The organism is Pseudomonas sp. TE3895, from assembly GCF_056278855.1.
In genome coordinates this window covers 6,128,735-6,150,490 of the sequence record NZ_JBWBQE010000001.1, presented here as the reverse complement: position 1 = coordinate 6,150,490, position 21,756 = coordinate 6,128,735, and the positions used below count along the sequence as shown (strand labels likewise).

At 62.6% G+C, this 21,756-nt stretch carries 21 protein-coding genes and 1 pseudogene; 12 read left to right on the top strand and 10 right to left on the bottom strand.

Annotation, left to right across the window (positions count from 1 at the left end):
- The first annotated feature begins 168 nt into the window (after positions 1-168).
- Entirely contained in the window at positions 169-993 is an 825-nt protein-coding gene (locus tag ACZ889_RS27840; RefSeq protein ID WP_180689261.1) for a 5-methyltetrahydropteroyltriglutamate--homocysteine methyltransferase, read from the top strand.
- 436 nt (positions 994-1,429) lie between these two features.
- Here the strand turns inward: ACZ889_RS27840 and ACZ889_RS27835 are convergent, their stop codons facing one another.
- Entirely contained in the window at positions 1,430-2,608 is a 1,179-nt protein-coding gene (locus tag ACZ889_RS27835) for an acetyl-CoA C-acetyltransferase (protein WP_019752537.1), read from the bottom strand.
- A 301-nt stretch (positions 2,609-2,909) separates the two neighbouring features.
- Between ACZ889_RS27835 and fabV the strand changes: the two genes are divergently transcribed.
- Positions 2,910-4,121: an enoyl-ACP reductase FabV gene (gene fabV, locus ACZ889_RS27830; protein WP_003251642.1), complete on the top strand. Its 1,212-nt coding sequence runs from the start codon at positions 2,910-2,912 to the stop codon at positions 4,119-4,121.
- Between the two features lie 143 nt (positions 4,122-4,264).
- Positions 4,265-5,173 (top strand): alpha/beta hydrolase family protein, encoded by a 909-nt coding sequence (locus ACZ889_RS27825; RefSeq protein ID WP_476258001.1) that lies wholly within the window; start codon positions 4,265-4,267, stop codon positions 5,171-5,173.
- 44 nt (positions 5,174-5,217) lie between these two features.
- On the opposite strand, the gene ACZ889_RS27820 is transcribed toward ACZ889_RS27825, so the two are convergent.
- From ACZ889_RS27820 to ACZ889_RS27805, 4 genes are read right to left on the bottom strand one after another with little or no spacing between them, the layout of a single operon-like run.
- Positions 5,218-5,559, bottom strand: coding sequence for a HopJ type III effector protein (locus ACZ889_RS27820; RefSeq protein ID WP_003251646.1), 342 nt, complete (start codon positions 5,557-5,559; stop codon positions 5,218-5,220).
- Complete coding sequence (locus ACZ889_RS27815; protein WP_003251648.1) at positions 5,556-5,849, bottom strand: DUF1244 domain-containing protein; 294 nt, start codon at positions 5,847-5,849, stop codon at positions 5,556-5,558. The genes ACZ889_RS27820 and ACZ889_RS27815 overlap by 4 nt, the downstream gene beginning before the upstream one ends.
- Positions 5,850-5,858: 9 nt before the next feature.
- Positions 5,859-6,596 carry a dihydromonapterin reductase gene (folM, locus tag ACZ889_RS27810; protein WP_010955293.1) on the bottom strand — a complete coding sequence of 246 codons (738 nt, stop codon included), beginning with the start codon at positions 6,594-6,596 and terminating at the stop codon, positions 5,859-5,861.
- Between the two features lie 33 nt (positions 6,597-6,629).
- Positions 6,630-7,190, bottom strand: a complete 561-nt coding sequence (locus tag ACZ889_RS27805) for a putative antibiotic biosynthesis monooxygenase (RefSeq protein WP_003251651.1) — start codon at positions 7,188-7,190, stop codon at positions 6,630-6,632.
- A 220-nt stretch (positions 7,191-7,410) separates the two neighbouring features.
- Between ACZ889_RS27805 and ACZ889_RS27800 the strand changes: the two genes are divergently transcribed.
- Positions 7,411-8,346, top strand: a complete 936-nt coding sequence (locus ACZ889_RS27800; RefSeq protein WP_060546324.1) for a MerR family transcriptional regulator — start codon at positions 7,411-7,413, stop codon at positions 8,344-8,346.
- Here ACZ889_RS27800 and ACZ889_RS27795 read toward each other — a convergent pair.
- Positions 8,331-8,948, bottom strand: coding sequence for a hypothetical protein (locus ACZ889_RS27795; RefSeq protein WP_060546326.1), 618 nt, complete (start codon positions 8,946-8,948; stop codon positions 8,331-8,333). The two genes, ACZ889_RS27800 and ACZ889_RS27795, sit on opposite strands and share 16 nt — an antisense overlap.
- A gap of 59 nt (positions 8,949-9,007) precedes the next feature.
- Positions 9,008-9,436: a PAS sensor domain-containing protein gene (locus ACZ889_RS27790; protein ID WP_003251655.1), complete on the bottom strand. Its 429-nt coding sequence runs from the start codon at positions 9,434-9,436 to the stop codon at positions 9,008-9,010.
- A gap of 115 nt (positions 9,437-9,551) precedes the next feature.
- Between ACZ889_RS27790 and ACZ889_RS27785 the strand changes: the two genes are divergently transcribed.
- Positions 9,552-10,007, top strand: coding sequence for a flavodoxin (locus ACZ889_RS27785; protein WP_003251656.1), 456 nt, complete (start codon positions 9,552-9,554; stop codon positions 10,005-10,007).
- 21 nt (positions 10,008-10,028) lie between these two features.
- Here ACZ889_RS27785 and ACZ889_RS27780 read toward each other — a convergent pair whose 3' ends face one another.
- A complete protein-coding gene (locus tag ACZ889_RS27780; RefSeq protein ID WP_003251658.1) occupies positions 10,029-10,910 on the bottom strand; it encodes a LysR family transcriptional regulator in 882 nt (293 codons plus the stop codon).
- 97 nt (positions 10,911-11,007) lie between these two features.
- Here ACZ889_RS27780 and ACZ889_RS27775 point away from each other — a divergent pair, with 97 nt between their 5' ends.
- The 4 genes and pseudogenes from ACZ889_RS27775 (at position 11,008) to ACZ889_RS27760 (ending at position 16,764) form a co-directional block, all read left to right on the top strand.
- Complete coding sequence (locus ACZ889_RS27775) at positions 11,008-11,394, top strand: CidA/LrgA family protein (RefSeq protein WP_180689263.1); 387 nt, start codon at positions 11,008-11,010, stop codon at positions 11,392-11,394.
- Positions 11,384-12,069 (top strand): annotated as a pseudogene (locus tag ACZ889_RS27770) (LrgB family protein). The gene ACZ889_RS27775 and the pseudogene ACZ889_RS27770 overlap by 11 nt, the downstream one beginning before the upstream one ends.
- Before the next feature lie 176 nt (positions 12,070-12,245).
- Positions 12,246-13,151, top strand: coding sequence for an alpha/beta fold hydrolase (locus tag ACZ889_RS27765; RefSeq protein ID WP_180689264.1), 906 nt, complete (start codon positions 12,246-12,248; stop codon positions 13,149-13,151).
- 391 nt (positions 13,152-13,542) lie between these two features.
- Complete coding sequence (locus ACZ889_RS27760; RefSeq protein WP_476258000.1) at positions 13,543-16,764, top strand: hypothetical protein; 3,222 nt, start codon at positions 13,543-13,545, stop codon at positions 16,762-16,764.
- On the opposite strand, the gene ACZ889_RS27755 is transcribed toward ACZ889_RS27760, so the two are convergent.
- Positions 16,695-17,528, bottom strand: coding sequence for an IclR family transcriptional regulator (locus ACZ889_RS27755; protein ID WP_180689266.1), 834 nt, complete (start codon positions 17,526-17,528; stop codon positions 16,695-16,697). The genes ACZ889_RS27760 and ACZ889_RS27755 overlap by 70 nt on opposite strands.
- A gap of 112 nt (positions 17,529-17,640) precedes the next feature.
- Between ACZ889_RS27755 and hmgA the strand changes: the two genes are divergently transcribed.
- From hmgA to maiA, 3 genes are read left to right on the top strand one after another with little or no spacing between them, the layout of a single operon-like run.
- Complete coding sequence (hmgA, locus tag ACZ889_RS27750; RefSeq protein WP_003251670.1) at positions 17,641-18,942, top strand: homogentisate 1,2-dioxygenase; 1,302 nt, start codon at positions 17,641-17,643, stop codon at positions 18,940-18,942.
- Between the two features lie 3 nt (positions 18,943-18,945).
- Positions 18,946-20,238, top strand: coding sequence for a fumarylacetoacetase (fahA, locus tag ACZ889_RS27745; RefSeq protein ID WP_476257999.1), 1,293 nt, complete (start codon positions 18,946-18,948; stop codon positions 20,236-20,238).
- A 12-nt stretch (positions 20,239-20,250) separates the two neighbouring features.
- A complete protein-coding gene (maiA, locus tag ACZ889_RS27740) occupies positions 20,251-20,883 on the top strand; it encodes a maleylacetoacetate isomerase (RefSeq protein ID WP_476257998.1) in 633 nt (210 codons plus the stop codon).
- Here the strand turns inward: maiA and ACZ889_RS27735 are convergent.
- Positions 20,877-21,683, bottom strand: a complete 807-nt coding sequence (locus ACZ889_RS27735) for a SirB1 family protein (protein ID WP_010955280.1) — start codon at positions 21,681-21,683, stop codon at positions 20,877-20,879. The two genes, maiA and ACZ889_RS27735, sit on opposite strands and share 7 nt — an antisense overlap.
- Positions 21,684-21,756 lie beyond the last annotated feature (73 nt).

The window sequence follows — 21,756 nt, the reverse complement described above, 5'->3', positions numbered from 1 at the left end:
TGTCCGGATGCGCAAGGTGGTGATCTGAATGAGACATGGGGCGCGAAGACCATGACAGCATGATCATGAAGATTTCTTGGGTTCATCTCAAATTTAATGAGTTTGTCTCAATACCCCGTCAGCCGGAGAATCCCCCTTATTCATTCAAGCATGCTGAAGGGACAAGACATGGCACTGGCACATAACCTGGGCTTTCCACACATCGGCCGTGACCGCGAGCTGCGTGCCCGCCACTGGCAGGTGCAGAAAGACGCTGGCATCGAGCTGGTGCCGGTCGGCGACTTCGCCTGGGACAGCCACGTGCTTAGCGCAGGCGATCAGCCGTTGGTTCTGAACTGGGAACCACTGTTCGAAGAAGTGGAGCACGCCAAGGCTCTGGGTCATGCAGTCAAGCCGGTGGTGATCGGCCCCTTGACCTACCTGTGGCAGGGCCAGACCGTGGGCGGTGACTTCGACAAGCTGGAGCTGCTTGACCGCCTGCTGCCCGTGTATGACCAGCTTCTCAACCGCCTGGCCGACCATGGCGTTGAATGGGTGCAGATCGATGAACCCATCCTCGCCCAGGACCTGCCCCAGGATTGGAAAAATGCCTATGAACGTGTCTACAACATCCTTCAACGCGCACCGTTGAAGAAGCTGATCGCCACGTACTTCGGCGGCCTGGAAGGCAACCTCGGCCTGGCCGCCAACCTGCCGGTTGATGGCCTGCACGTCGATCTGGTTCAGGCGCCCGAGCAGTACCAGACCATTCTCGACCGCCTGCCGGCCTACAAGGTACTGTCGCTGGGCCTGGTCGACGGTCGCAACGCCTCGCCTTGCGATCTGGGCAAGACCCTGGGGCTGCTGCACGAAGCCCATGAACGCCTGGGTGAGCGGCTGTGGTTGGCGCCGGCCTGTTCGTTGCTGGAAAGCCCAGTGGACCTGGCCGTGCAGAAGTGCCAGGAAGTGGCGGTGCTCGCCGCTTCGCTGGAGCAGGACCGAGTCGCGGCTTGAACAGTTGCTGCCTGTGCCGGCCTCTTCGCGGGTAAACCCGCTCCTACGACGGCCTGCGTCCGATCACCGATGTGTGTCCATCATCGATCAGTGTAGGCGCGGGTTTACCCGCGAATACGATGGCGGCTGCAACGGTGAACGGCTGGTGGAAACTGGCCAGCAGGCCCGGCCCTTTCGCGGGTAAACCCGCTCCTACGACGGCCTGCGCCCGATCACCGATGTGTGTCCATCATCGATCAGTGTAGGAGCGGGTTTACCCGCGAATACGATGGCGGCTGCAACGGTGAACGGCTGGTGGAAACTGGCCAGCAGGCCCGGCCCTTTCGCGGGTAAACCCGCTCCTACGACGGCCTGCGCCCGATCACCGATGTGTGTCCGTCACCGATCAGTGTAGGCGCGGGTTTCCCCGCGAAGAGGCCGGGCCTGCTTGAATCAATCAACGTTCGATGGCCAGCGCCACCCCTTGCCCACCACCAATGCACAAGGTCGCCAGGCCTTTTTTGGCATCCCGTTTGATCATCTCGTGCAGCAGGGTCACCAGCACCCTGCACCCGGAAGCACCAATCGGGTGGCCCAGGGCAATCGCTCCTCCATTGACGTTAACCCGCGCGGCATCCCATGCCAGCGCATTGCCCACGGCCAGCGCCTGGGCGGCAAAGGCTTCGTTGGCTTCGATCAGGTCCAGTTCGGCCAGTTGCCAACCGGCCTTGTCCAGGCAACGCTGGGTCGCCGAAACCGGACCAATACCCATGATCGCGGGGTCTACCCCGGCACTGGCATAGGCGGCGATCTTCGCCAGCACCGGCAGGCCCAACGCCTTGGCCTTCGCTGCGCTCATCAAAAGCACGGCGGCGGCGCCGTCGTTCAGGCTGGAGGCATTGCCTGCGGTGACGCTGCCGTCCTTCTTGAAGGCCGGGCGCAGTTTGGCCAGGGACTCGGCGGTGGTGTCCGGGCGTGGTTGCTCGTCACGGGCAAAAACCTTGGGCTCGCCCTTTTTCTGCGGCAGCACGATGGGGGTGATTTCAGCGTCGAAACGGCCGGCCTCGATCGCTGCCACTGCCTTGCGCTGCGATTCGGCAGCAAAGGCATCCTGCTGCTCACGGCTGAGGCCGTACTTGTCCACCAGGTTTTCGGCAGTGATGCCCATGTGGTAGTCATTGAAGGCATCCCACAGGCCGTCCGTGATCATGCTGTCGATCAGTTGGCCATGGCCCATGCGTTGGCCGGTGCGGGCCGAGGGCATCACGTAGGGGGCTAGGCTCATGTTCTCCTGGCCACCGGCAATCACCACCTCGGCATCGCCGCAGCGGATCGCCTGGGCGGCCAGGTGCAGGGCCTTGAGGCCCGAGCCGCAGACCTTGTTCAAGGTCAGGGCCGGTACGCTGAAGGGCAGGCCAGCCTTGATCGCTGCCTGGCGTGCCGGGTTCTGACCGGCACCGGCAGTGAGCACTTGGCCGAGGATGACTTCGTCGACCTGCGCCGGGTCCAGCCCGGTTTGTTTCAGCAGTTGCTTGATCACGGCGGCGCCGAGGTCGACCGCAGGCACAGTGGCCAAGGCGCCCTGGAAGCTGCCGATGGCGGTGCGGGTTGCGGCGACGATCACCACGTCGTTCATGTTGTTGTTCTCCGTGCAATGGGCGTAGTGCCGCCAGCATCGGCGGGATTGGCTTATTTGTTAAGTTTGTTTTTCTTTCGGATTGATGTGAAAAGCAAATCAATGGGTGCCCGGCGTTCTAACCCGCCAATCTGGATTTCAAGCAGCCATGTCCTTCCTGCACAGAAGAACTCTGGTTTTGCATCCCTCTGATCACCCCGTAATATGTGTCGGATAACCTGCGGGGGTAGTCTCACCCTCTGATCAATCGGAATCGCCCCAAGCGGCGCTTTCCTGGCATAAACCTGACGAGGTACAGACATTGGCCATCATTCATCCTAAGGTTCGCGGTTTCATCTGCACCACGACTCACCCGAAGGGCTGCGAGCTCAACGTCCGTGACCAGATCGAAGCCACCCGCAAGCTGGGCGTACGCGAGGATGGCCCGAAGAAGGTCCTGGTCATCGGTGCTTCCAGCGGCTACGGCCTGGCTGCCCGCATCACGGCGGCCTTCGGCTTCAAGGCCGACACCTTGGGCGTGTTCTTCGAAAAACCAGGCACCGAGACCAAGGCCGGCACTGCTGGCTGGTACAACGCTGCCGCCTTCGACAAGTTCGCCAAGGCCGAGGGCCTGTACAGCAAGTCGATCAACGGTGACGCCTTCTCTGACGAAGCCCGCGCCAAGGTCATCGAGCTGATCAAGAACGAAATGGGTGGCAAGGTCGACCTGGTCATCTACTCGCTGGCTTCGCCCGTGCGCAAGCTGCCGCAGACCGGTGAAGTCATTCGCTCGGCACTCAAGCCGATCGGCCAGCCATACAAGTCGACCGCCATCGACACCAACAAGGACACCATCATCGAGGCCAGCATCGAGCCGGCCACCGAGCAGGAAATTGCCGATACCGTCACCGTCATGGGTGGCCAGGACTGGCAGCTGTGGATCGATGCGCTGGCTGGCGCCAATGTACTGGCCGAAGGCGCTCGCACCGTGGCCTTCAGCTATATCGGCAGCGATATCACCTGGCCAATCTACTGGCACGGTGCACTGGGCCAGGCCAAGCAGGACCTGGACGAAACTGCCCTGCGTCTGAACCAGAAGCTGGCCGGTGAAGTGAAAGGCGGCGCCAATGTGGCGGTGCTCAAGTCGGTGGTTACCCAGGCCAGCTCGGCCATCCCGGTGATGCCACTGTACCTGTCGATGGTCTTCAAGATCATGCAGGAGAAAGGTGTTCACGAAGGCACCCAGGACCAGCTCGACCGCATGTACCGCGACCGTATGTACCGTACCGACGGTGCGCCGGCAGAGGTCGACGAGAAGGGGCGCCTGCGCCTGGACGACTGGGAACTGCGTGACGACGTGCAAAACGCCTGCAAGGCCCTGTGGCCACAGGTGACCACCGAGAACCTGTTCGAGCTGACTGACTACGCCGGTTACAAGAAGCAGTTCCTCAACCTGTTCGGCTTCGAGCGCGCTGACGTCAACTACGACGAAGACGTGGCCACCGATGTGAAGTTCGACTGCGTCGAGCTGTAATCGGGTAAGCCTGTACCGGCCTCTTCGCGGGCAAGCCCGCTCCCACAGGTTCTCCCCCTGTAGGAGCGGGTTCACCCGCGAAGAGGCCAGTACAAGCTACAAAATCTTTGCTAGTTTTGGCGCACAACAACAGGAAATGCGCCATGAGTAGCCTCATCCAACCCGCTACCCCATTTCGCCACCCCGCGGCCGACGGATACAGCCTCGGCGGCTTCTGCTGGCGCCACGCCCAACCTGACCCCCAGCGCCCGCTGGTGATCATCAACGCTGCCACGTCGGTACGCTGCCGCTATTACGCCCGCTTTGCCGACTACCTGTTCGCCCACGGCTGCGATGTGCTGACCTACGACTACCGTGGCATCGGCGAATCCCGGCCGGCGTCGCTGCGTGGTTTCCAGGCCTCCTGGAGCGACTGGGGCCGGCTGGATTTTGAAGCCATGCTGGCGCATGCGGCAGCGCATTTCCCAGGTCAGCCGGTGGACGTGGTGGGGCACAGTTTCGGCGGTTGTGCAGTAGGCCTGGCACCGTCGGCTGGCCAGCTCCGTCGGGTCGTGATGGTTGGCGCGCAGTTCGCCTACTGGCGCGACTACGCGGCCAACCAGCGCTGGCAGCTGTTCGGCAAGTGGCATGTGGTCATGCCGCTGTTGACCCGGGTATTCGGCTACTTTCCCGGCAAGCGCCTGGGTTGGCTGGAAGACACGCCATCCGGCGTGGTGCACGACTGGACCACGCGTACCCCACGTTATGAGCACCGCCCCAGCGGGCGGGCGTTGGCGGCGCTACCGTTCGCCCAGGTGCGTGCGACGACGCTGGCCATCAGTCTGACGGACGACCCTTTCGGGACCGTGGCGGCGACCGAGCGTTTGTTGGGTTATCTACAGGGTGCCGAGCGAAAGCACCTGCGCATTGCACCTGTGGATATCTCGGCCGAGGAAATTGGCCATTTCGCATTTTTCCATGACCGGTTTCGCGAAAGCCTGTGGCCGGTGGCCTTGCAGTGGTTGCGGCAGGGGAGGCTGGAAGGTGGGGGGCCTGGCACCATCATGGATTGATGGTGGGCGCAGGATCGTGGGGCCGCAAAGCGGCCCCGGCAATCTCAAGCCTTGCGCGCAAGCGGCTGCGCAGCAAACTTCACACCCGCCAGGCCGTGTTTGATCAGTGCACGGATGTTGCCATGGTCGCTGCCCTCAGGCGTGGCCACCACATCACGGTAGTGCTCGCCGAAGGCCAGCAGCGCTTCCTGGTCGCTCAGCCCTTCAAGCAAGGCCAGGCCCAGGGTTTTGCACGAACCTTCGTTCTGCCCTGCCGCATTCTCCACGCCGCCGTTGTTGAAGGCCTGCGGCTGGTAGCTGTAGTTGTCGGCAATGAACGCCAAGGTATCGGCAAATACATGTTGGCCGCTGGCCAGGCTTGCGCGCAGGGTATTCAGGTCAGTCACGAGGTTTTTCCTTTTTCGAACGCCGCTTGTTGTTCGGCGCTGGCTTCTTTCTGGTATTGGGCTTTCCACTCGGCGTAGGGCATGCCGTACACCGCTTCGCGGGCATCATCCAGGCTCAGGTCCAGCTGACGCTCGTCAGCGGCGGCCTTGTACCACTTGGACAGGCAGTTGCGGCAGAAACCGGACAGGTTCATCAGGTCGATGTTCTGTACATCGGTGCGCTTTTGCAGGTGTTCGACCAGGCGCCGGAACGCGGCGGCCTCGAGCTCGAGCTGTTGTTGTGGGGTCATGGTCTTCTCTCAAGTCATGCGGTTCTTCAGGTGGCGGCCACCGTTGATGACCACCTGGCTGCCGGTGCTGTACTGGCTGGCGAGCAGGTACTTGACGGTCTCGATCAGCGGGCCGGCGCCGGGTTCGAACTCCAGCAGGGCCTTTTTCAGGGTTTGCTGGCGGTAGGCGTCGTCACCCCCTTCCTTGAGGATCAGCAGCCCGGGCAGGATACCGTTCACACGCACCTTGGGCGCATATTTTTCGGCGAATGACAGCACCATGTTCTGCAGCGCGGCCTTGGTGGCGGCGTAGCCGATGTGGCTTTTACTGCCGCGCGAGGAGGTTTCGTCGCAGATGTGGATGATGTCGGCCTTTTCCACCTTGGCCAGCAGGTCGCCCAGGGCCAGGTTGAGGTGGTAGGGCGCTTCGACGTGCAACCGGAACATGGTCTCGAGGTTGTCGAGGCCGTCGTCGAGCCATAGCGAGGCGTTGTGGATGATGGCGCGCAGTCCGTCGTAACGATCGTGCAGGTGATCGATCAGCGCCTGGCGGTCGCCCGCCTGGCACAGGTCGGCCTGAAACTGCACGATGTTGGGGTGGGCTGCCTGCGGCTGGATGCTGCGGCTGGCACTGACCACCGTATGGCCGGCCTGTGCCAGTTCGAGGGCCAGGGCCAGCCCGACACGCTGGCTGGCTCCGGTAACGAGAATGGGGCTGTTCATGTTCGGGGTGGTCAACTTGTCTGTCCTTTGATTGCCACCCAGCATACCCGAACTGTTTACCTGTTGTATGGCCTGGCCTCAGCGGCTGCGCAAGGCGCCAGCAGCGGGCGGGGAGGCCTGTAGCCAACTGGCCAGCAGGCGGGTGGACAGCGGGATGAACAGGTACACCATCACCGGCGTCAGGGCCAGGGTGCTGAGCAGTACCCGGGGCACGAGGTCGAGTGCCGTCAACCAGTGGCCGAACACCAGGTTGAAGGCCAGCGAGACAGGGAAAAACGCCAGCCAGATGGCCACGGCCTGTTTCCAGCGTGGCGGTTTTTGCACCCTGTTGGTGCCGAACCAGTCGTCGATACCGCTAACGCGCGCCTCTTTGGGGCGCTCGAACAGACCGTTGCCGCGTTGTAACCATGCGCGACGCGAGGCGGAGTGCTCCCAGGCATGCAGGGTCGGCTCGTCGCTGAAGCGGAAGATGATCTGAAATTCGTCGCCATCCCGGGGCGGGGCGAGGATGCCCGAGCCGAGGTAGCCAGGGAAGTCGGTGGCCAGCTGTTCGCCTTCGTGCAGCCAGGCCAGCAGGTCCTGGTAGCGGCCATGGGCGGCGCGGCGCGACACCATGAGGGTGACGGGTGGGGTAGACATTGTGTATCTCCTGGCAACGGGGCTGGCGGGTAGCTGGCCCCTTTGGCTGTGTGGCCCGGGGTGGTGGGCGACGCAGTCGTGCATGCAAGAATCGGGCACGCATTATCGCGCAGTTGCGATCTTCGGCAACGCTCAGCTGGCAAACGGTGGCACCAACAGACCGACACAGTCGTAGTAAGCTATGTGCTCAGTTTCTTCGCACTCAGGGTACTTCGTGCACATGAACGAACAGGGACGTAAACCGGTGATCGATGCGAGTTTCGAGCAGCAGGAGCTGTTTCCGATTCGTGAAGTGTCACGCTTGACCGGTGTCAACGCCGTGACCCTTCGTGCCTGGGAACGCCGTTATGGGCTGATCCAGCCCATCCGTACCGACAGTGGTCACCGCCTGTATTCCCAGGCTGATATCGATGAAATCCGCCGTATCCTCGGCTGGCTGGAGCGCGGCGTGGCGGTCAGCAAGGTGGGCAGCATTCTTGCTCGCGGCCATGCTCTCTCCGGGCAGGCCGGCGGCGCGGTGGACCCCTGCTTGCGCTGGCAAAACCAGATTCGCCTGGCGGTACAGCACTTCGACGTGGCGGGCCTGGATCGCCTTTATGACGAGGTGTTCGCGGCCAGCACCCTGGACCAGGTTTTCGCCAATGTGTTCATGCCGGTGTGGCATGACATGGTAGTCCGGCAAGGCGGTTATGGGCAGGCCAGCGAATGGCTGTTCTATGATCAGTTTCTGCGCGGTCGGGTTTTCGCCCGCTTGCAGCTGGCCCGTGTGCCGAGTAGCCGCACCGTGCTGGTGGCGCCATTGCCGGGGCAGTGCCATGAGCTTGAGTTACTGGTAACCAGTCTGATCCTGGGTAGCGATGAAATACGCGTGATCCCGCTGGCGAACGGGCAGCCGCTGCAAGAGCTTGCGCTGGTCTGCGAACGGCTGAAGCCGGACGCCTTGGTGCTGTTTTCCCATCCGTCGCCCACAGTAGAGCTCACCCGGCACCTCAAGCGCCTGGCGTCGATGCTGGAATGCCCGTTGTTACTGGCCGGTGAAGCGGCGGAAGCGGTACAGCACAGCCTGGCTGGCAGCCCTGTAGCCTGCCTGGGCGCGCAGGGCAGTGTGATGCGCCAGCGCTTGCGGCAGTTTCTGGCCCGTCAGCTCGATACTTGAGTGTGCAGCTCAGGGTGGGCGTGGCGGTGGGCCTGGAGGATGTAGTCGCGCAGGCGTTCGATTTCTTCGGCTGGGCTTTGGCCGAGGTCGTAGGCAGCCAGGTCCGTGCCGATGCGCCGGCCCAACACACCATGCAGTTCGATCGGGGTGATGCCGCCCGGGGCGAAGCGCAGCTCGAAGCGGGCGGGTGCTGTTGGCAAATCACGGACTTCCAGCAGCACGCCTTTGAAGGAAATCTCGCGCACCCACAGGCCGCTTGCCTCGTCATGGGCGTTGAGCAGAGCGCTGGGCTGGTCGAGCGACAAGCGCCATGGGCGCAGCATGGGGCCGTCTTCGTAGATTTCCGGTGAACCCAGCTGCAGGTGCAGGGCGTGGAACTCGTCCTCTACCAGCTGCAGCGGGAAACTGATCTGCTGGTTGTTGAACTGGGCCTGCAAGGTCACCTGCTCATTAGCCACCAGCCGCGTAAGCAAGCTTTGAATGCGGCGGTCGCCATTGACCAGCAGGCTCGACATGGTGTCAGCCAGGTTCAGTTGTGGCGAATGCTGCATGTTCTGTATGAAATCCAGCTCGTCCTGGGTCAGGAGCGCGTCTGCTTGCATGATCGAACTCGGTGGTGGCGATTTCTTCAACGGAATTGACCGTGCGTGGCGGACTTGGTTCAGGCGCGTTCGTCGGGTTTCGGACGAGCGCGCAGTTCCGCCAGCTCCCGTTCCAGTTCGACCTGGCGGCTGACGTCCTTCTGGATGCCGATGAAGTAGGTGCGCTGGTCGAAGTCGCTCTTCACCGGCGTGATCGACAGCTCGTTCCAGAAGGCGCTGCCATCCTTGCGATAGTTGCGCAGTACTTCGCGGCAGGGGCGGCCTTCGGCCATGGCCTTGCGGATGCGTGCGCGGCCGAGCTGGTCACGGTCGTCAGCCTGCAGGAACCGGCAATCCTGATAGAGAATCTCGTCACGGCTGTAGCCAGTGAGGCATTCGAAAGCGGCGTTCACGTAGATCAGGATAGTGTCGTCGCCTTCCTTTTCGGCAACCACGATGCCGTCATTGGACGCATCGACCATCGATTGCAGCAATTGCGCGTTGATCATGTCCGGGCCATAGGTGAAGGAAAACGGAAGATGGCGACTTTGGTAACGGCGGCCTTTTGCCAGCGTTGAATGCTAGTATCCTACGTTTTCACTCAGTTTCGGAATCCTCTACCCGATGAAAGTCGCCATTATTTCCGGCTCGGTCTATGGCACCGCCGAAGAAGTCGCTCGTCACGCTGAATCGCTACTCAAGGCGGCGGGTTTCGAGGCCTGGCATGCTGCGCGTGCCACCCTTCAGGATCTTCAGGGTTTTGCCCCCGACGCCTTGTTGGCCGTGACCTCGACCACCGGTATGGGTGAGTTGCCGGACAACCTCATGCCGCTGTACAGCACACTTCGTGACACACTGCCCGCGGCCTGGCGCGGCCTGCCTGGTGCGGTGATCGCGCTGGGCGACTCCAGTTATGGCGATACCTATTGCGGGGGTGGCGAGCAGATGCGTGAGCTGTTCGCCGAGCTGGGCGTGCGCGAGGTGCAGCCAATGCTGCGCCTGGATGCGAGCGAGACCGTGACCCCGGAGGCGGATGCCGAGCCTTGGCTGGCTGAGTTGGCGAGCGCACTGAACGCCTGACCCGGCATCTGCGCAGGCGTGTTAGCCATGGGGCTCGCGCAACAAGGCCAACCACGCCTGCGCCGCCCGTGACAGGTAGGCGCCGCGTCGCCAGATAAACGCGATATCCCAACGCAAATCCTCCTGCGCATTCAACGGCACACGCACCACCCCGGGGCGCTCCAGCGCTTTTGCCACCACCCGGGGCAGCATCACCACGCCCTGGCCCGCTGCCACCAGCGCCGCCAAAAAATCCGCCTGGCCGCTGCGCCCGCCTTCCTTGGGGGTGAAGCCCTGCTGCTGGCACGCCTTCAGCAGCCGGTCGTTGAGCACGAAACTGCGCTGGTACAGCAGGAACGGTGTATCGGCCAGTTGCCTCAGGCCCACGGCGTCCAGGCCCGCCAGGGCATGGCCAGCCGGCAGCAAGGCATCCAGCGGTTCGTTGCAGAAGGGCTGGTAGTCGAATGCCTCGTCGGTGGGCGTCAAGCAGCCGCCCAGTTCCAGTTCGCCACTTCTGACGGCCTGTTCGACGTTGCGGCTGCCGCCTTCAAGCAGCTGGATGGCGATGTTCGGATGGCGCCGCCGGTACTCGGCGAACAAGCCGGCGAACAACGTGTCGCTGCCAAGCATCGGCAAGCCCAGGCGTAGTTCGCCACGCTCCATCTGGCTGAGATCGTCCAGCTCGTTGAGCAGCGCCTGGCGCTGGCGCAGCAGGGCTTCGCCACGCTCCAGCACGATGCGCCCGGCAGCGGTCAGGTGCAGGTGCGACGCCTGGCGCTCCAGCAGCGGCTGGCCCACATCTTGCTCAAGCTGGGCCACCTGCTTGCTCACGGCCGACTGGCTGATGTGCAGGGTCTGTGCCGCCTGGGTAAAACCGCCGCGGTGCACCACTTCGATGAAGCTGCGCAGTTGTTTGAATTCCATGCTTCGAATTCCATTTTGGAATGGTGAGCAGTCTAACAATTCGCTTCTGGCCTAGGCAGCCAAATCCTAAAATGAGGGCCTGTCGAGGAACCCCCCCATGAAACCTGCATTATTGAAAAAAGCCCTGCGCCTGCTTGTCGAGCTGGCGGTTCTCTGTGCCCTGTTCCTGCTTGGTGGTCAGATTGCCAGTTGGCTGGGCTGGCCAATCCCCGGTGGTGTGATGGGCCTGGCACTGCTGTTGATACTGTTCGCTTCGGGTGTGCTCAAACCGGCCACGCTGCAATTGGGGGCCGGCTGGCTGATGGCTGAGATGCTGTTGTTCTTCATCCCGGCGCTGATGAGCCTGCTCGACTATGGCGCATTGATCCGTGAAGAGGGCTGGCGCATCTTGCTGGTGATTGCCGTGAGCACGCTGATGGTGATGGTAGTGACCGCCATGACCGTGGAGCTGGTGTGCCGCTGGAGGCTGCGCCGTGAGCCTTGAACCCATGCCGCTGTTCTGGTTGGCCTTGACCTTGCTGGCTTACCTGGGTAGCCGTTGGTTGTACCGGCGTAGCAAGCGCTACCTGCTGTCGCCGTTGATCCTGGTACCGGTGTTGCTGCTGGCTGTGGCCGTGCCGCTGCATACGGCCTATGCCGAGTATGCGCGCAACACCCACTGGTTGATGGGCGTGCTCGGCCCGGTGACCGTAGCCTTCGCAGTGCCGATCTGGCAGCAGCGGGCCATGCTGGCGCGCCATTGGCCGGCCCTGATGGTGGGCATGGTAGCCGGCAGCAGTGCCTCGATCGCCAGCTCCTGGGGGCTGGCGCACCTGTTGGCGCTGGACAGCGCAACCAGCCTGTCGCTGGTGCCGCGCTCGATCACCACGCCATTTGCCATGCCGCTGGCCCATGACTTGGGTGGGGTGCCAGAACTGACAGCGGTGTTCGTGATGTTCACCGGCGTGCTCGGTGCCATGTTCGGCGGTGTGCTGTTGCGTTGGTTGCCGCTGCGTACGCCGTTGGCACGGGGGGCGCTGTTCGGTGTTGGCGCGCATGGTGCCGGGGTCAGCCGGGCGCAGGAAGTGGGCCGTGAGGAAGGCTCGGTGGCCGGCCTGGTGATGGTCCTGACCGGGCTGCTCAACCTGTTCGCGCGCCGTTGTTGGCCTTGCTGCTCTGACCGTTCGTGCCACTGACTCGCTCAGTCATCAAGCTGGCTGGCAACGCAAGTTCCAGCCAATGGGCTGCTGGCTAGACTTTGCCTCGACATAGAGAGCACATGTAAGTGCCGAGGTGACATGCAATGAACGCAGCCTTGCCCTATTCCGCCAACACCACTACACCGGGACCCATCTGATGCCTATGGCCGAGATTCCATTGTGCGTCTGGCGTACCCGGTCACAGAGTTTCATGTTCCGGGGCCAGAGCATCCGCTACTGGACCGCAGGGCAAGGAGAGCCTCTGCTTCTGTTACACGGTTTCCCCACCGCCAGTTGGGACTGGCACTACCTGTGGGGCCCTCTTAGCCAACGTTTCCGGGTGATCGCTTGCGACATGCTTGGCTTTGGTGATTCGGACAAGCCCGTCGATCACACTTACAGCCTGATGGAGCAAGCAGACCTGCAGCAGGCATTGCTTGCCCATCTGCAGGTCGCGCAGCCAGTGCACCTGTTGGCCCACGACTACGGCGGCAGCGTGGCTCAGGAACTGCTGGCGCGACACCATGAGCAGCGTGCCGACATTGCCAGTTGCGTGTTCCTCAACAGCGGGCTGTTCCCCGAAAGCTGCCGCATGCTACTGATCCAGAAGCTGCTGCTCAGCCGGTTTGGCTGGCTGGTCGGGCGTTCGTTCGGGCGTGACGACCTGGTGCGTAACGTGATCCAGGTCTATGGCCCCTGCACGCATCCCAGTGAAAGCGCGCTGGATGATTTCTGGAGCCTGATCGCTGCCAACCGGGGCACGCGCATCCTGCACAAGCTGGTGGGCTACATGCCGGAGCGCAGGTTGCACCGCGAACGCTGGGTCGGGGCGATGCAACGTAAAGGCGTGCCGCTGCGCTTGATCAATGGCGTGGTCGACCCGCTTTCCGGCGCGCACATGCTTGAGCGCTACCGGCAACTGGTGCCGGAGCCGGACACTGTGCAGTTACTGGGCATTGGCCATTACCCGCATACCGAAGCGCCAGTGCAGGTGCTGCGCCACTACTTGGCCTTTCGTGAGCAGCCGCTGAGCTTCTACCCGCCGAAAGTGGCGTGGTCATGACGAGGTTTCAGCGCCGATGAGGTCGGGCGCCGTCCGGGCGGCGCCCGATCTCAACGGCGCTGAAAGTCTTGACGGTCACCTGACCGCCAGGATGCATTTTCAGATTTCAAAAAAAAGGCCGCTGCAAGCCGCAGCGGCCAATCGAGACGTCAGATCAAGGAGCTTCAAAATCTACGTCGGTGAACCTCGCAGGCTTGAAAGGCGGGGGGGAGAGCCCTTCAAGCCGGCCAGTGAGTCAAGAATAAGCGCTTGATCCGTTAGGAAAAATAGCTTCTGCCGACATTCACCTTTACGTTTCAGGCAACAGTGCCAAGTGCTGGGTAAGCTTCCCTGCGCTATTGCCTTTATCATCCGTTCACTCTGCTGCCTCCTTGTTTTTGGAGCGCAGTTCATGTCTTTCGATTTCAATCTCGGCAGCCCTGATTTCGGTGAAGGGTGCACAGGTGCACGCTCTGTGAAAGAACAGGTGAAGGCCATGATGGCCCACGCCCAGGAGCTGCAACAGCTGATGGCTGCGGTTGCGCAATTAGGCAGCCTGATGCCGGAGGCGCATCGACAACAGTTCACCGAGCAGAAGCGTTTGCCGTTGGCGGTTGTCGAGTCGCTTGTGCCGCAAAGGCAGTCGGTTCTTGACCAGTGGTGGGAGCAACAGTCCAGATTAAGTTTGAAACCACTTACCCTGGCGTCCCATTTGATCCAGCTGATGTTTGCTGAAACGCGCCTCAAGGCTCTTACGTTCAAGGCCTGGGAAGCCGGTATCGAGGCCCTTGAGCAGGACGGGGACATAAACAAGCATGAGGTGTATCTGGTTGCCGGAGATTTGCGTTTTCGTTTGCCGGGTGTCGTTGCCAGCCGTCATGACCTCGAACAGAACCCGGACGCACCTGCGGATTTTCTGATTTACAGCTTGGCCAGCGGTTGCTGGTTCGACACTGAACGCGCGCGCGCAGCCAGCGCACTCGCCCCAGCCTTTGCTGAAGGCAGCCCGTTGCGTTGGCTGTTGTCTTCGCAAGAGCGGGCGGCGTTGTCTACAGAGGGTTTGACACTCGATTTCGTGCCGCTGCAAGTGCCACTTCACAGGTACTTCATCCGTGATCTGCGGGCTTTCCAGCTTAAGGCCACCCAGCGCAGCCTACGGGTAAAGGTCGATGACGCGCGGCGTCTGGCCCAGCTCGACAGTGCGGCTCGGCTTGAGCCTTTGGTGGCTGCGCTGCAGAAACGTGCGACGCGGCATGTGCGAGCGTACCGCACCAGCCTGCTGCCCGAATGGCGGCGGTTCATGCAGGGCGAGGAACTGCAAGCCTATCGACAACTGGAAGATGACCTGCAGGTGAAGGAGCAGCGTTGCACCGAGCGTCTGGCGCAATGGCGCGACCTGCGCAGCTTCGCCAAGAAACAGGTCAAGCAAGCCCTTGGCCTGGATATCGACCCCGAGCAGGTACGCGTGTGTGTCAGTCACGTCGATGACCCTGAGCAGGTGATGAAACACACCCTGCTCGATTGGGCGTTGAGTGGTGGCTACAGCGGGGGCCAGCTCAAGGTCGAAGTCCTGGGGGAGCGGCACCGTTCATTGTTGGGGAGTACCTCTATCCAGAGCGTGATCGAAAAACTGGATTTGCGCGTGAACTACGTCAAACAGATCCGTACGCTCTATGACGACGCTTTGACCATGGCCGCACTGTGCGAGGTGCTTGATGCGCGGCTGGCGCTGGCCAATCAGGCCGCTCGTCATCAGGGTTTTCACCCGGCGGCGTTCGATCTGTTGCACCACGCACGCCTGGGGAAAATGCAGGCCAATGTCAGCGCCGGTCTGGTTTGCCTCGATGGTGCGCAAACGCCCTTGAAGGATCTGCTGTGCCTGGTGCAGGGCGATCAGTACTTGCTCTACGCCCCTGGTGCACCAGGAGGCGATTTTCATCTTTTCGACTCACTCCAGGAAATGGCGCTCGAAATCGGTAGCTGGACCTTGTGGCCGGTAGGCAGTGAGTACCTGCTGGGGCAATGCTCGCGGGCCCAGCATGATTCGCTCAAACGCCATTTGCGCAAGGTCGAGCTGCTACCCACCGACTGGTCCATGCACAGCGTGACGCTCGCGCCGATCAAGTCCCAGCAGTGGCCGGATGTGCTCAAAGCTCTGGCCAAGCGCAAGATCATTGCCCTGATCGAGGATCAACAGGCCACCACGCCAAGCTGGTTCATCAAGGCCAGTCGTACCGAGCAGCAGGCACTGGTTGATATCGACCAACTGCTCAAGCTGGCGCAGGCCAGGTATCAGTCGCTGATGAAGATGCCGAGCTTTCGCACCTTCGCCCATCGACAGGTGACGGAAAAGGTCAATTCATACCCGGGCAATCGCGGCGGCCCAATCAACCCGGATCAGGTATTGATAGCGCTGGAAGAGGATGCCTTCCGCACACTGACGCAGACCGTCATCAAAGGGTACCCCACGTATTACAATTTTTCCGGCTTTGCCCGCATCACCTCGGCTACCGGCCAGGATATCTCGCACCTGAGCCCGGCGCTGCTGGGGGGCTACATCCGTGCTGCCGACCTGGGCAACAAGTACATCGAAGAAGTGAAAGCCCAGTTACTCGACCGCTCTAGGCCGGAATATGAAAGGCTCAGGCAGTGTTATCGCACGCTCTTCGCTTTGAAGATCAGACGTGCAGTGCTCAGCGAGAAACTTCAGGGCAGCTTGTCGGGCCGCCATGCGCAGTGGCTGGAGTCGGTGATCGACAGCTTTTCGGGGACCTCGATCGACGCGGCGTGCAACCTTTATCCGTTGTGGATGGACGATTGCCCTGTTCAAGGTGCCTACCTGCTGAAGCATGCACGTGACCGCGAGCTTGAGCCCTTGGTCTATCTGCCAGAAATCGAGCAAGGCCCCACGCTGCGGACCCTCAGCGAGCTGGCAAGGACTTGGCGTGAGCACGACTTGGCAGGTTATTGCCAAGACCGCGTGCCGTTATCGAACCAGGCGCGCTTGAACGCATTGATCGAAGAGCAACTGCGCGCCGGGGATGGCATTGAGGTGGTGCTGGACGCCGTTGCCCGAGGCAGGGGCGTGCGGCCGCCGATAGGGGAGACCGGGCGTATCGGGGATCCTGTCCAGGACCTGGAGAAACGTATCAGGCGGATGATCAACGAAGCCGCTGAAGACAGCGCCGACGCTGCCGAGCGTATTTCGGCCGTGGTGGTAGAGTGGGGGATCGTACTGGCCGGCATCCTCACCGTGCCGTTTCCGCCGGCGGCTATGGCCGTCGGGCTGTTCTGTGCGGCCAGGTCCTTCGTCACCGGGGCCATCGCATGGAGCGATGGCGACCGCTCCGCCGCCTTGCTGTCGTTCGCGGCGGGGGTTGCAGGAACGGTGGCTTCCACGGGGGTCTTGGTGCGGCTGTTCGGTGCCGCACAGAAATACATCACCGTGCTTTCCCGGGCAGAAGTGTCGCAGCCCACGGCATTCTCACGTGTGATCGGGCGGCTATGCGATGACTACGGCGATTTGGTGAGTGAGGTGGCGCCCGCCCTTTATGACGGCTTCTCTCAGGAACTGCTCTGGCTCGTCGAGGAGGAAACGCTAGACGTCGAAGCGCAGTGTGGGTTGCCCGCATAACCCATGCGCCAGCTCACGGTTCGTGCGGCCGTGAGCAGGCGCTGCGCCGCCGGCCCATGTTCATCGGCATGGAAGATCGACGTCGGCCCGACCACGGTCATCACCGCGGCGATCTGCCCCATGGCGTTGAATACCGGCGCCGACAGCGCATCCACCCCCGGCATCAGCAGGCCATGCACATGGTGCAGGCCCTGTTCGCGGATGCCGGCCAGCAGTGTGTGGTAGTCACTGGCGGTTTGTTGCAAAGCGGCCAGTTCCCTGTCGCGCAGCTCCTGGGTTTCTCGCTCGGGCAGGTAGGCGGCGAATACCAGCCCGGTGGACGAGCTGAGCAACGGCAGCACCGAACCGATCTGGGTCACCACGGTGACTGCGCGCACGGCAGGTTCGATGCTTACCACCGTGGCCCCCTGGTTGCCCCACACAGCGATGAAGCAGCTTTCGTTGAGCTCATCTCGCAACTGCGACAACGGCATTGCCGCCACCTTGAGCACATCGATGCTGCCCAGCGCCGCCAGCCCCACCCGTAGTGCCTCACGCCCCAGCCCGTAATGGTTGGTGGCCGCATCCTGTTCGGCAAAACCACTGGCAATCAGCGCTTGCAGGTAGCGATGCACTTTGCTTGCAGGCATCTGCACGTGCTCGGCCAGGCGTGATAGTGACGTCGAGGGTGAGAGTTCGGCGAGGGCCTTGAGGATATCGGTGCCGACTTCCGCCGAGCGGACCTTCTGCTTGCCGGTGTCGGTGGGGGAGCTGGCTTTGGCCATGGGAGGGGAGGTTCCGGGTTTATCGTGTCGCCTTTATAGCTTGACGCCTTGAGCGGAGCAAATTACGTTATTCGTAATCTGATTACGATAAAAACAAAATCCGGAGGCATCGATGAACCGCGACACGTCGCCCGACCTTCACTACCTGAGCGGCTTCGGCAACGAATTCGCCAGCGAAGCATTGCCCGGGGCGCTGCCTGTCGGGCAGAACTCCCCGCAGAAGGCCCCGTATGGCCTGTATGCCGAGCTGCTGTCGGGCACGGCGTTCACCATGGCCCGCAGCGAGCTGCGCCGTACCTGGCTGTACCGCATTCGCCCTTCTGCCTTGCACCCACGCTTCGAGCGCCTGGCGCGCCAGCCGCTCGGCGGGCCACTGGGTGGCATCAACCCCAACCGCCTGCGCTGGAGCCCGCAGCCGATTCCTGCTGAACCGACCGATTTCATCGAAGGTTGGCTGCCCATGGCTGCCAACGCCGCAGCGGAAAAACCGGCTGGCGTGAGCATCTACATCTACTGCGCCAACCGGTCCATGGAGCGGGTGTTCTTCAACGCAGACGGTGAACTGCTACTGGTGCCGGAACAGGGCCGCCTGCGCATCGCCACCGAACTGGGCGTGATGGAGGTCGAACCGCTGGAAATTGCGGTGATCCCACGTGGCATGAAGTTCCGCGTCGAACTGCTCGACGGCCAGGCCCGTGGCTATATCGCGGAAAACCACGGTGCGCCGCTGCGCCTGCCGGACCTGGGCCCGATCGGCAGCAACGGCCTGGCCAACCCCCGCGACTTCCTCACGCCCGTGGCCCACTACGAAGAAGCGGAAGGCCCGGTGCAACTGGTACAGAAGTTCCTGGGTGAACACTGGGCTTGCGAGCTGCAGCACTCGCCACTGGACGTTGTGGCCTGGCATGGCAGCAACGTGCCGTACAAGTATGACCTGCGCCGCTTCAACACCATCGGCACAGTCAGCTTCGACCACCCGGACCCCTCGATTTTCACCGTGCTCACCTCGCCAACCAGCGTGCATGGCATGGCCAACATGGACTTCGTGATTTTCCCGCCACGCTGGATGGTGGCCGAGAACACCTTCCGTCCGCCATGGTTCCACCGCAACCTGATGAACGAGTTCATGGGCCTGATCAATGGCGCCTACGACGCCAAGGCCGAGGGCTTCCTGCCGGGTGGTGCCTCGTTGCACGGGGTGATGAGTGCCCATGGCCCCGACGCTGAAACCTGTGAAAAGGCCATTGCCGCTGACCTGGCGCCGCACAAGATCGACAACACCATGGCCTTCATGTTCGAGACCAGCCAGGTGTTGCGCCCGAGCCTGCAAGCCCTTGAATGCCCGCAATTGCAGGCCGACTACGATAGTTGCTGGGCGACCTTGCCGAGCACCTTCAACCCGAACCGGAGATAACCCATGAACCACACTGCCAATGCCCGTAGTTGGGTCGAGCACGCCAACGGGCACAGCGACTTCCCGCTGCAGAACCTGCCCTTGGGCATCTTCAGCCGGCCGGGTGAAGCCAGGCGCTGTGGCGTGGCGATCGGCGACGCGATCCTCGACCTAGAGGCGGTGCTGGCCGCCGGCCTGTTCGACGGGGCGGCCAAGGCCGCCGTTGAAGCCACCCGCGGCGGGGCTTTGAACGCCTTCTTCGCTTTGGGTCGCAATGCCCGCTTAGCCCTGCGCGAGCGTTTGCAGGTGCTGCTCGATGAGCACAGCGAACACCAGGCGGCCTTGAAGCCGGCGTTGTTCCTGGCCAGTGACTGCCAGTTGCACGTGCCGGCGCAGATCGGTGACTACACCGATTTCTACGTTGGCATCGAGCATGCGAAGAACGTGGGCAAACTGTTCCGCCCCGACAACCCACTGCTGCCCAATTACAAGTACGTGCCGATCGGTTATCACGGCCGCGCCTCCACCATCCGGCCGTCCGGCACCGACGTGCGCCGGCCCAAGGGCCAGACCCTGCCGGCCGGGCACACCGAGCCGAGCTTCGGCCCTTGCGCTCGTCTGGACTACGAACTGGAACTGGGTATCTGGATTGGCCAGGGCAATGACATGGGCCAGGCAATTCCGGTAAGCGATGCCGCCGAGCACGTAGCCGGCCTGTGCCTGCTCAACGATTGGTCGGCGCGCGATATCCAGGCGTGGGAATACCAGCCACTGGGGCCGTTCCTGTCCAAGAGCTTCATCACCACCATTTCGCCCTGGGTAGTCACCGCCGAAGCGTTGGAGCCGTTCCGCTGCGCCCAGCCGGAGCGCCCGGAGGGCGACCCGCAGCCACTGTCGTACCTGCTGGACAAGCGCGACCAGGCCAGCGGTGCATTCGATATCGAACTCGAAGTGCTGCTGCTGACCGAGCGCATGCGTGAGCAGGGCATTGCCCCGCACCGCCTGACCCTGAGCAACACCCGCAGCATGTACTGGACCGTGGCGCAGCTGGTGGCGCATCACAGCGTCAACGGCTGCCAGCTGCAGCCAGGTGACCTGTTCGGTTCGGGCACGCTGTCGGGCGCCACGCCGGGATCGTTCGGTAGCCTGCTGGAGATCACCGAAGGCGGCAAACTGCCGGTCGAGCTGGCCAGCGGCGAGGTGCGCAAATTCCTCGAAGACGGCGACGAAATCATCCTGCGTGCCCGCTGCACACGTGACGGCGTGGCCAGCATCGGTTTCGGTGAGTGCCGCGGCACGGTCATCGCAGCCAACTGAGGAGGCAGGGGTATGGAGCTGTACACCTATTACCGTTCCACCTCGTCCTACCGGGTGCGCATCGCCCTGGCACTGAAGGGGCTGGCTTACCAGTCCCTGCCGGTCAACCTGCTGCAGGGTGAGCAGCGCGGCGAGGGCTATGTAGCCGTCAACCCGCAGGGCCGCGTACCGGCCTTGCGCACCGACGGTGGTGAGGTGCTGGTGCAGTCGCCGGCGATCATCGAGTACCTGGAAGAGGTTTATCCACAGCCTGCGTTGCTGCCGGCCACAGCCGAGGAACGGGCCAAGGTACGTGGGGTGGCGGCCATCATTGGTTGCGACATTCATCCGCTGCACAACGTCAGCGTCCTCAACCGGCTGCGCCAGGCCGGTCAGGATGAGGGGCAGGTCAACCAGTGGATCGGCCACTGGATCAGCCAAGGGCTCGCGGCAGTGGAGCAACTGATTGGCGATCACGGTTTCTGCTTTGGCGACACGCCTGGGCTGGCGGATGTGTACCTGATCCCGCAGTTGTACGCGGCCGAACGCTTCAACATCGACCTCGACAGCTTCCCGCGCATCCTGCGGGTTGCCGCACTGGCGGCCGCGCACCCGGCGTTCGCCAAGGCCCATCCCGCCCAGCAGCCGGACAGCCCGGCTCAGTGAAGTGAACGGTTCGCCGCCGGAAGCTTGCCGATTCGCTCGGACAGCTTCAGGCGCTGGACCGGGTCTTCCGTCAGCAGCAATGCATGCTCCAGGTCGAAGCGCTCGGCCTGCGGGCAATCCAGATGATGGTAGAGCGAGGCGCGGGTCATGTAGTCGCTCACCTGCACCGGGCCCAACTGCATGATCCGCTCTGAATCGATCAATGCCGCCAGGTGGTTGTCGTTACTGATGTGCAGTTGGCGCAGGTTGCGTGACAGGCGTTGCAGCATCTGCAGCGGGCTGGCGCTGCGCAGGTGCTCGGCTGTCAGCGCCAGGTGCGGGCCGAACTGGCGCGCCAGCAATTCGCGGCAGTCGCTGGGATACAGGCGCCGGCCGCCGCAGGGATCGAGCAGGTGGTCGGCACCCGGTACGCGCAGCAGGAAATGGCCAGGGAAGCCCACACCCTCCAGCGGTATGGACAGGCGCCTGGCCAGTTCCAAAGCGAGGATGGCCAGGGTCAGTGGTTGGCCGCGGCGGCGCTGCAGTACCTTGTCCATCATCGCCGCATGGGGGCGCAAGGGGTGATATTCATCCTGCTGAAAGCCCAGCGCATTGAGCTGGCGCAGCAGTGGCTGGGCCAGTTCGCATAGTGGAAGCATCGGCAGGTTGGCGCTTATCTCGCGCTGCAGGTCGTGCAGCGCAGCAAGGCTGGCCGCGGGCTCGACACCCGGGTCGTGCTCGGCAGCAATCCACAATGCGGCTTCCAGCAGGTCGACAGGCTCGCGTTCCAGGCAGGCCAGGCAGGCTTGACGTGGCTTCATGGGGCATCTCCACACACGTTTGAGTATTAGCCGTGGCGCGTGGTTTCGTCCAGTGGTCCGGCGGCGGCGTCAA

What these genes read in the sequence shown, in the direction of transcription:
- ACZ889_RS27735 (WP_010955280.1), bottom strand. Translation starts at nt 21,683, where the DNA reads ATGAAGCCACGTCAAGCCTGCCTGGCCTGCCTGGAACGCGAGCCTGTC.
- folM (WP_010955293.1), bottom strand. Translation starts at nt 6,596, where the DNA reads ATGCTGGGTGGCAATCAAAGGACAGACAAGTTGACCACCCCGAACATG.
- ACZ889_RS27805 (WP_003251651.1), bottom strand. Translation starts at nt 7,190, where the DNA reads ATGTCTACCCCACCCGTCACCCTCATGGTGTCGCGCCGCGCCGCCCAT.
- hmgA (WP_003251670.1), top strand. Translation starts at nt 17,641, where the DNA reads ATGAACCGCGACACGTCGCCCGACCTTCACTACCTGAGCGGCTTCGGC.
- ACZ889_RS27815 (WP_003251648.1), bottom strand. Translation starts at nt 5,849, where the DNA reads ATGACCCCACAACAACAGCTCGAGCTCGAGGCCGCCGCGTTCCGGCGC.
- ACZ889_RS27790 (WP_003251655.1), bottom strand. Translation starts at nt 9,436, where the DNA reads ATGATCAACGCGCAATTGCTGCAATCGATGGTCGATGCGTCCAATGAC.
- fahA (WP_476257999.1), top strand. Translation starts at nt 18,946, where the DNA reads ATGAACCACACTGCCAATGCCCGTAGTTGGGTCGAGCACGCCAACGGG.
- ACZ889_RS27780 (WP_003251658.1), bottom strand. Translation starts at nt 10,910, where the DNA reads ATGGAATTCAAACAACTGCGCAGCTTCATCGAAGTGGTGCACCGCGGC.
- ACZ889_RS27840 (WP_180689261.1), top strand. Translation starts at nt 169, where the DNA reads ATGGCACTGGCACATAACCTGGGCTTTCCACACATCGGCCGTGACCGC.
- ACZ889_RS27795 (WP_060546326.1), bottom strand. Translation starts at nt 8,948, where the DNA reads ATGCAAGCAGACGCGCTCCTGACCCAGGACGAGCTGGATTTCATACAG.
- ACZ889_RS27775 (WP_180689263.1), top strand. Translation starts at nt 11,008, where the DNA reads ATGAAACCTGCATTATTGAAAAAAGCCCTGCGCCTGCTTGTCGAGCTG.
- ACZ889_RS27835 (WP_019752537.1), bottom strand. Translation starts at nt 2,608, where the DNA reads ATGAACGACGTGGTGATCGTCGCCGCAACCCGCACCGCCATCGGCAGC.
- ACZ889_RS27800 (WP_060546324.1), top strand. Translation starts at nt 7,411, where the DNA reads ATGAACGAACAGGGACGTAAACCGGTGATCGATGCGAGTTTCGAGCAG.
- ACZ889_RS27760 (WP_476258000.1), top strand. Translation starts at nt 13,543, where the DNA reads ATGTCTTTCGATTTCAATCTCGGCAGCCCTGATTTCGGTGAAGGGTGC.
- ACZ889_RS27825 (WP_476258001.1), top strand. Translation starts at nt 4,265, where the DNA reads ATGAGTAGCCTCATCCAACCCGCTACCCCATTTCGCCACCCCGCGGCC.
- ACZ889_RS27765 (WP_180689264.1), top strand. Translation starts at nt 12,246, where the DNA reads ATGCCTATGGCCGAGATTCCATTGTGCGTCTGGCGTACCCGGTCACAG.
- ACZ889_RS27755 (WP_180689266.1), bottom strand. Translation starts at nt 17,528, where the DNA reads ATGGCCAAAGCCAGCTCCCCCACCGACACCGGCAAGCAGAAGGTCCGC.
- maiA (WP_476257998.1), top strand. Translation starts at nt 20,251, where the DNA reads ATGGAGCTGTACACCTATTACCGTTCCACCTCGTCCTACCGGGTGCGC.
- ACZ889_RS27785 (WP_003251656.1), top strand. Translation starts at nt 9,552, where the DNA reads ATGAAAGTCGCCATTATTTCCGGCTCGGTCTATGGCACCGCCGAAGAA.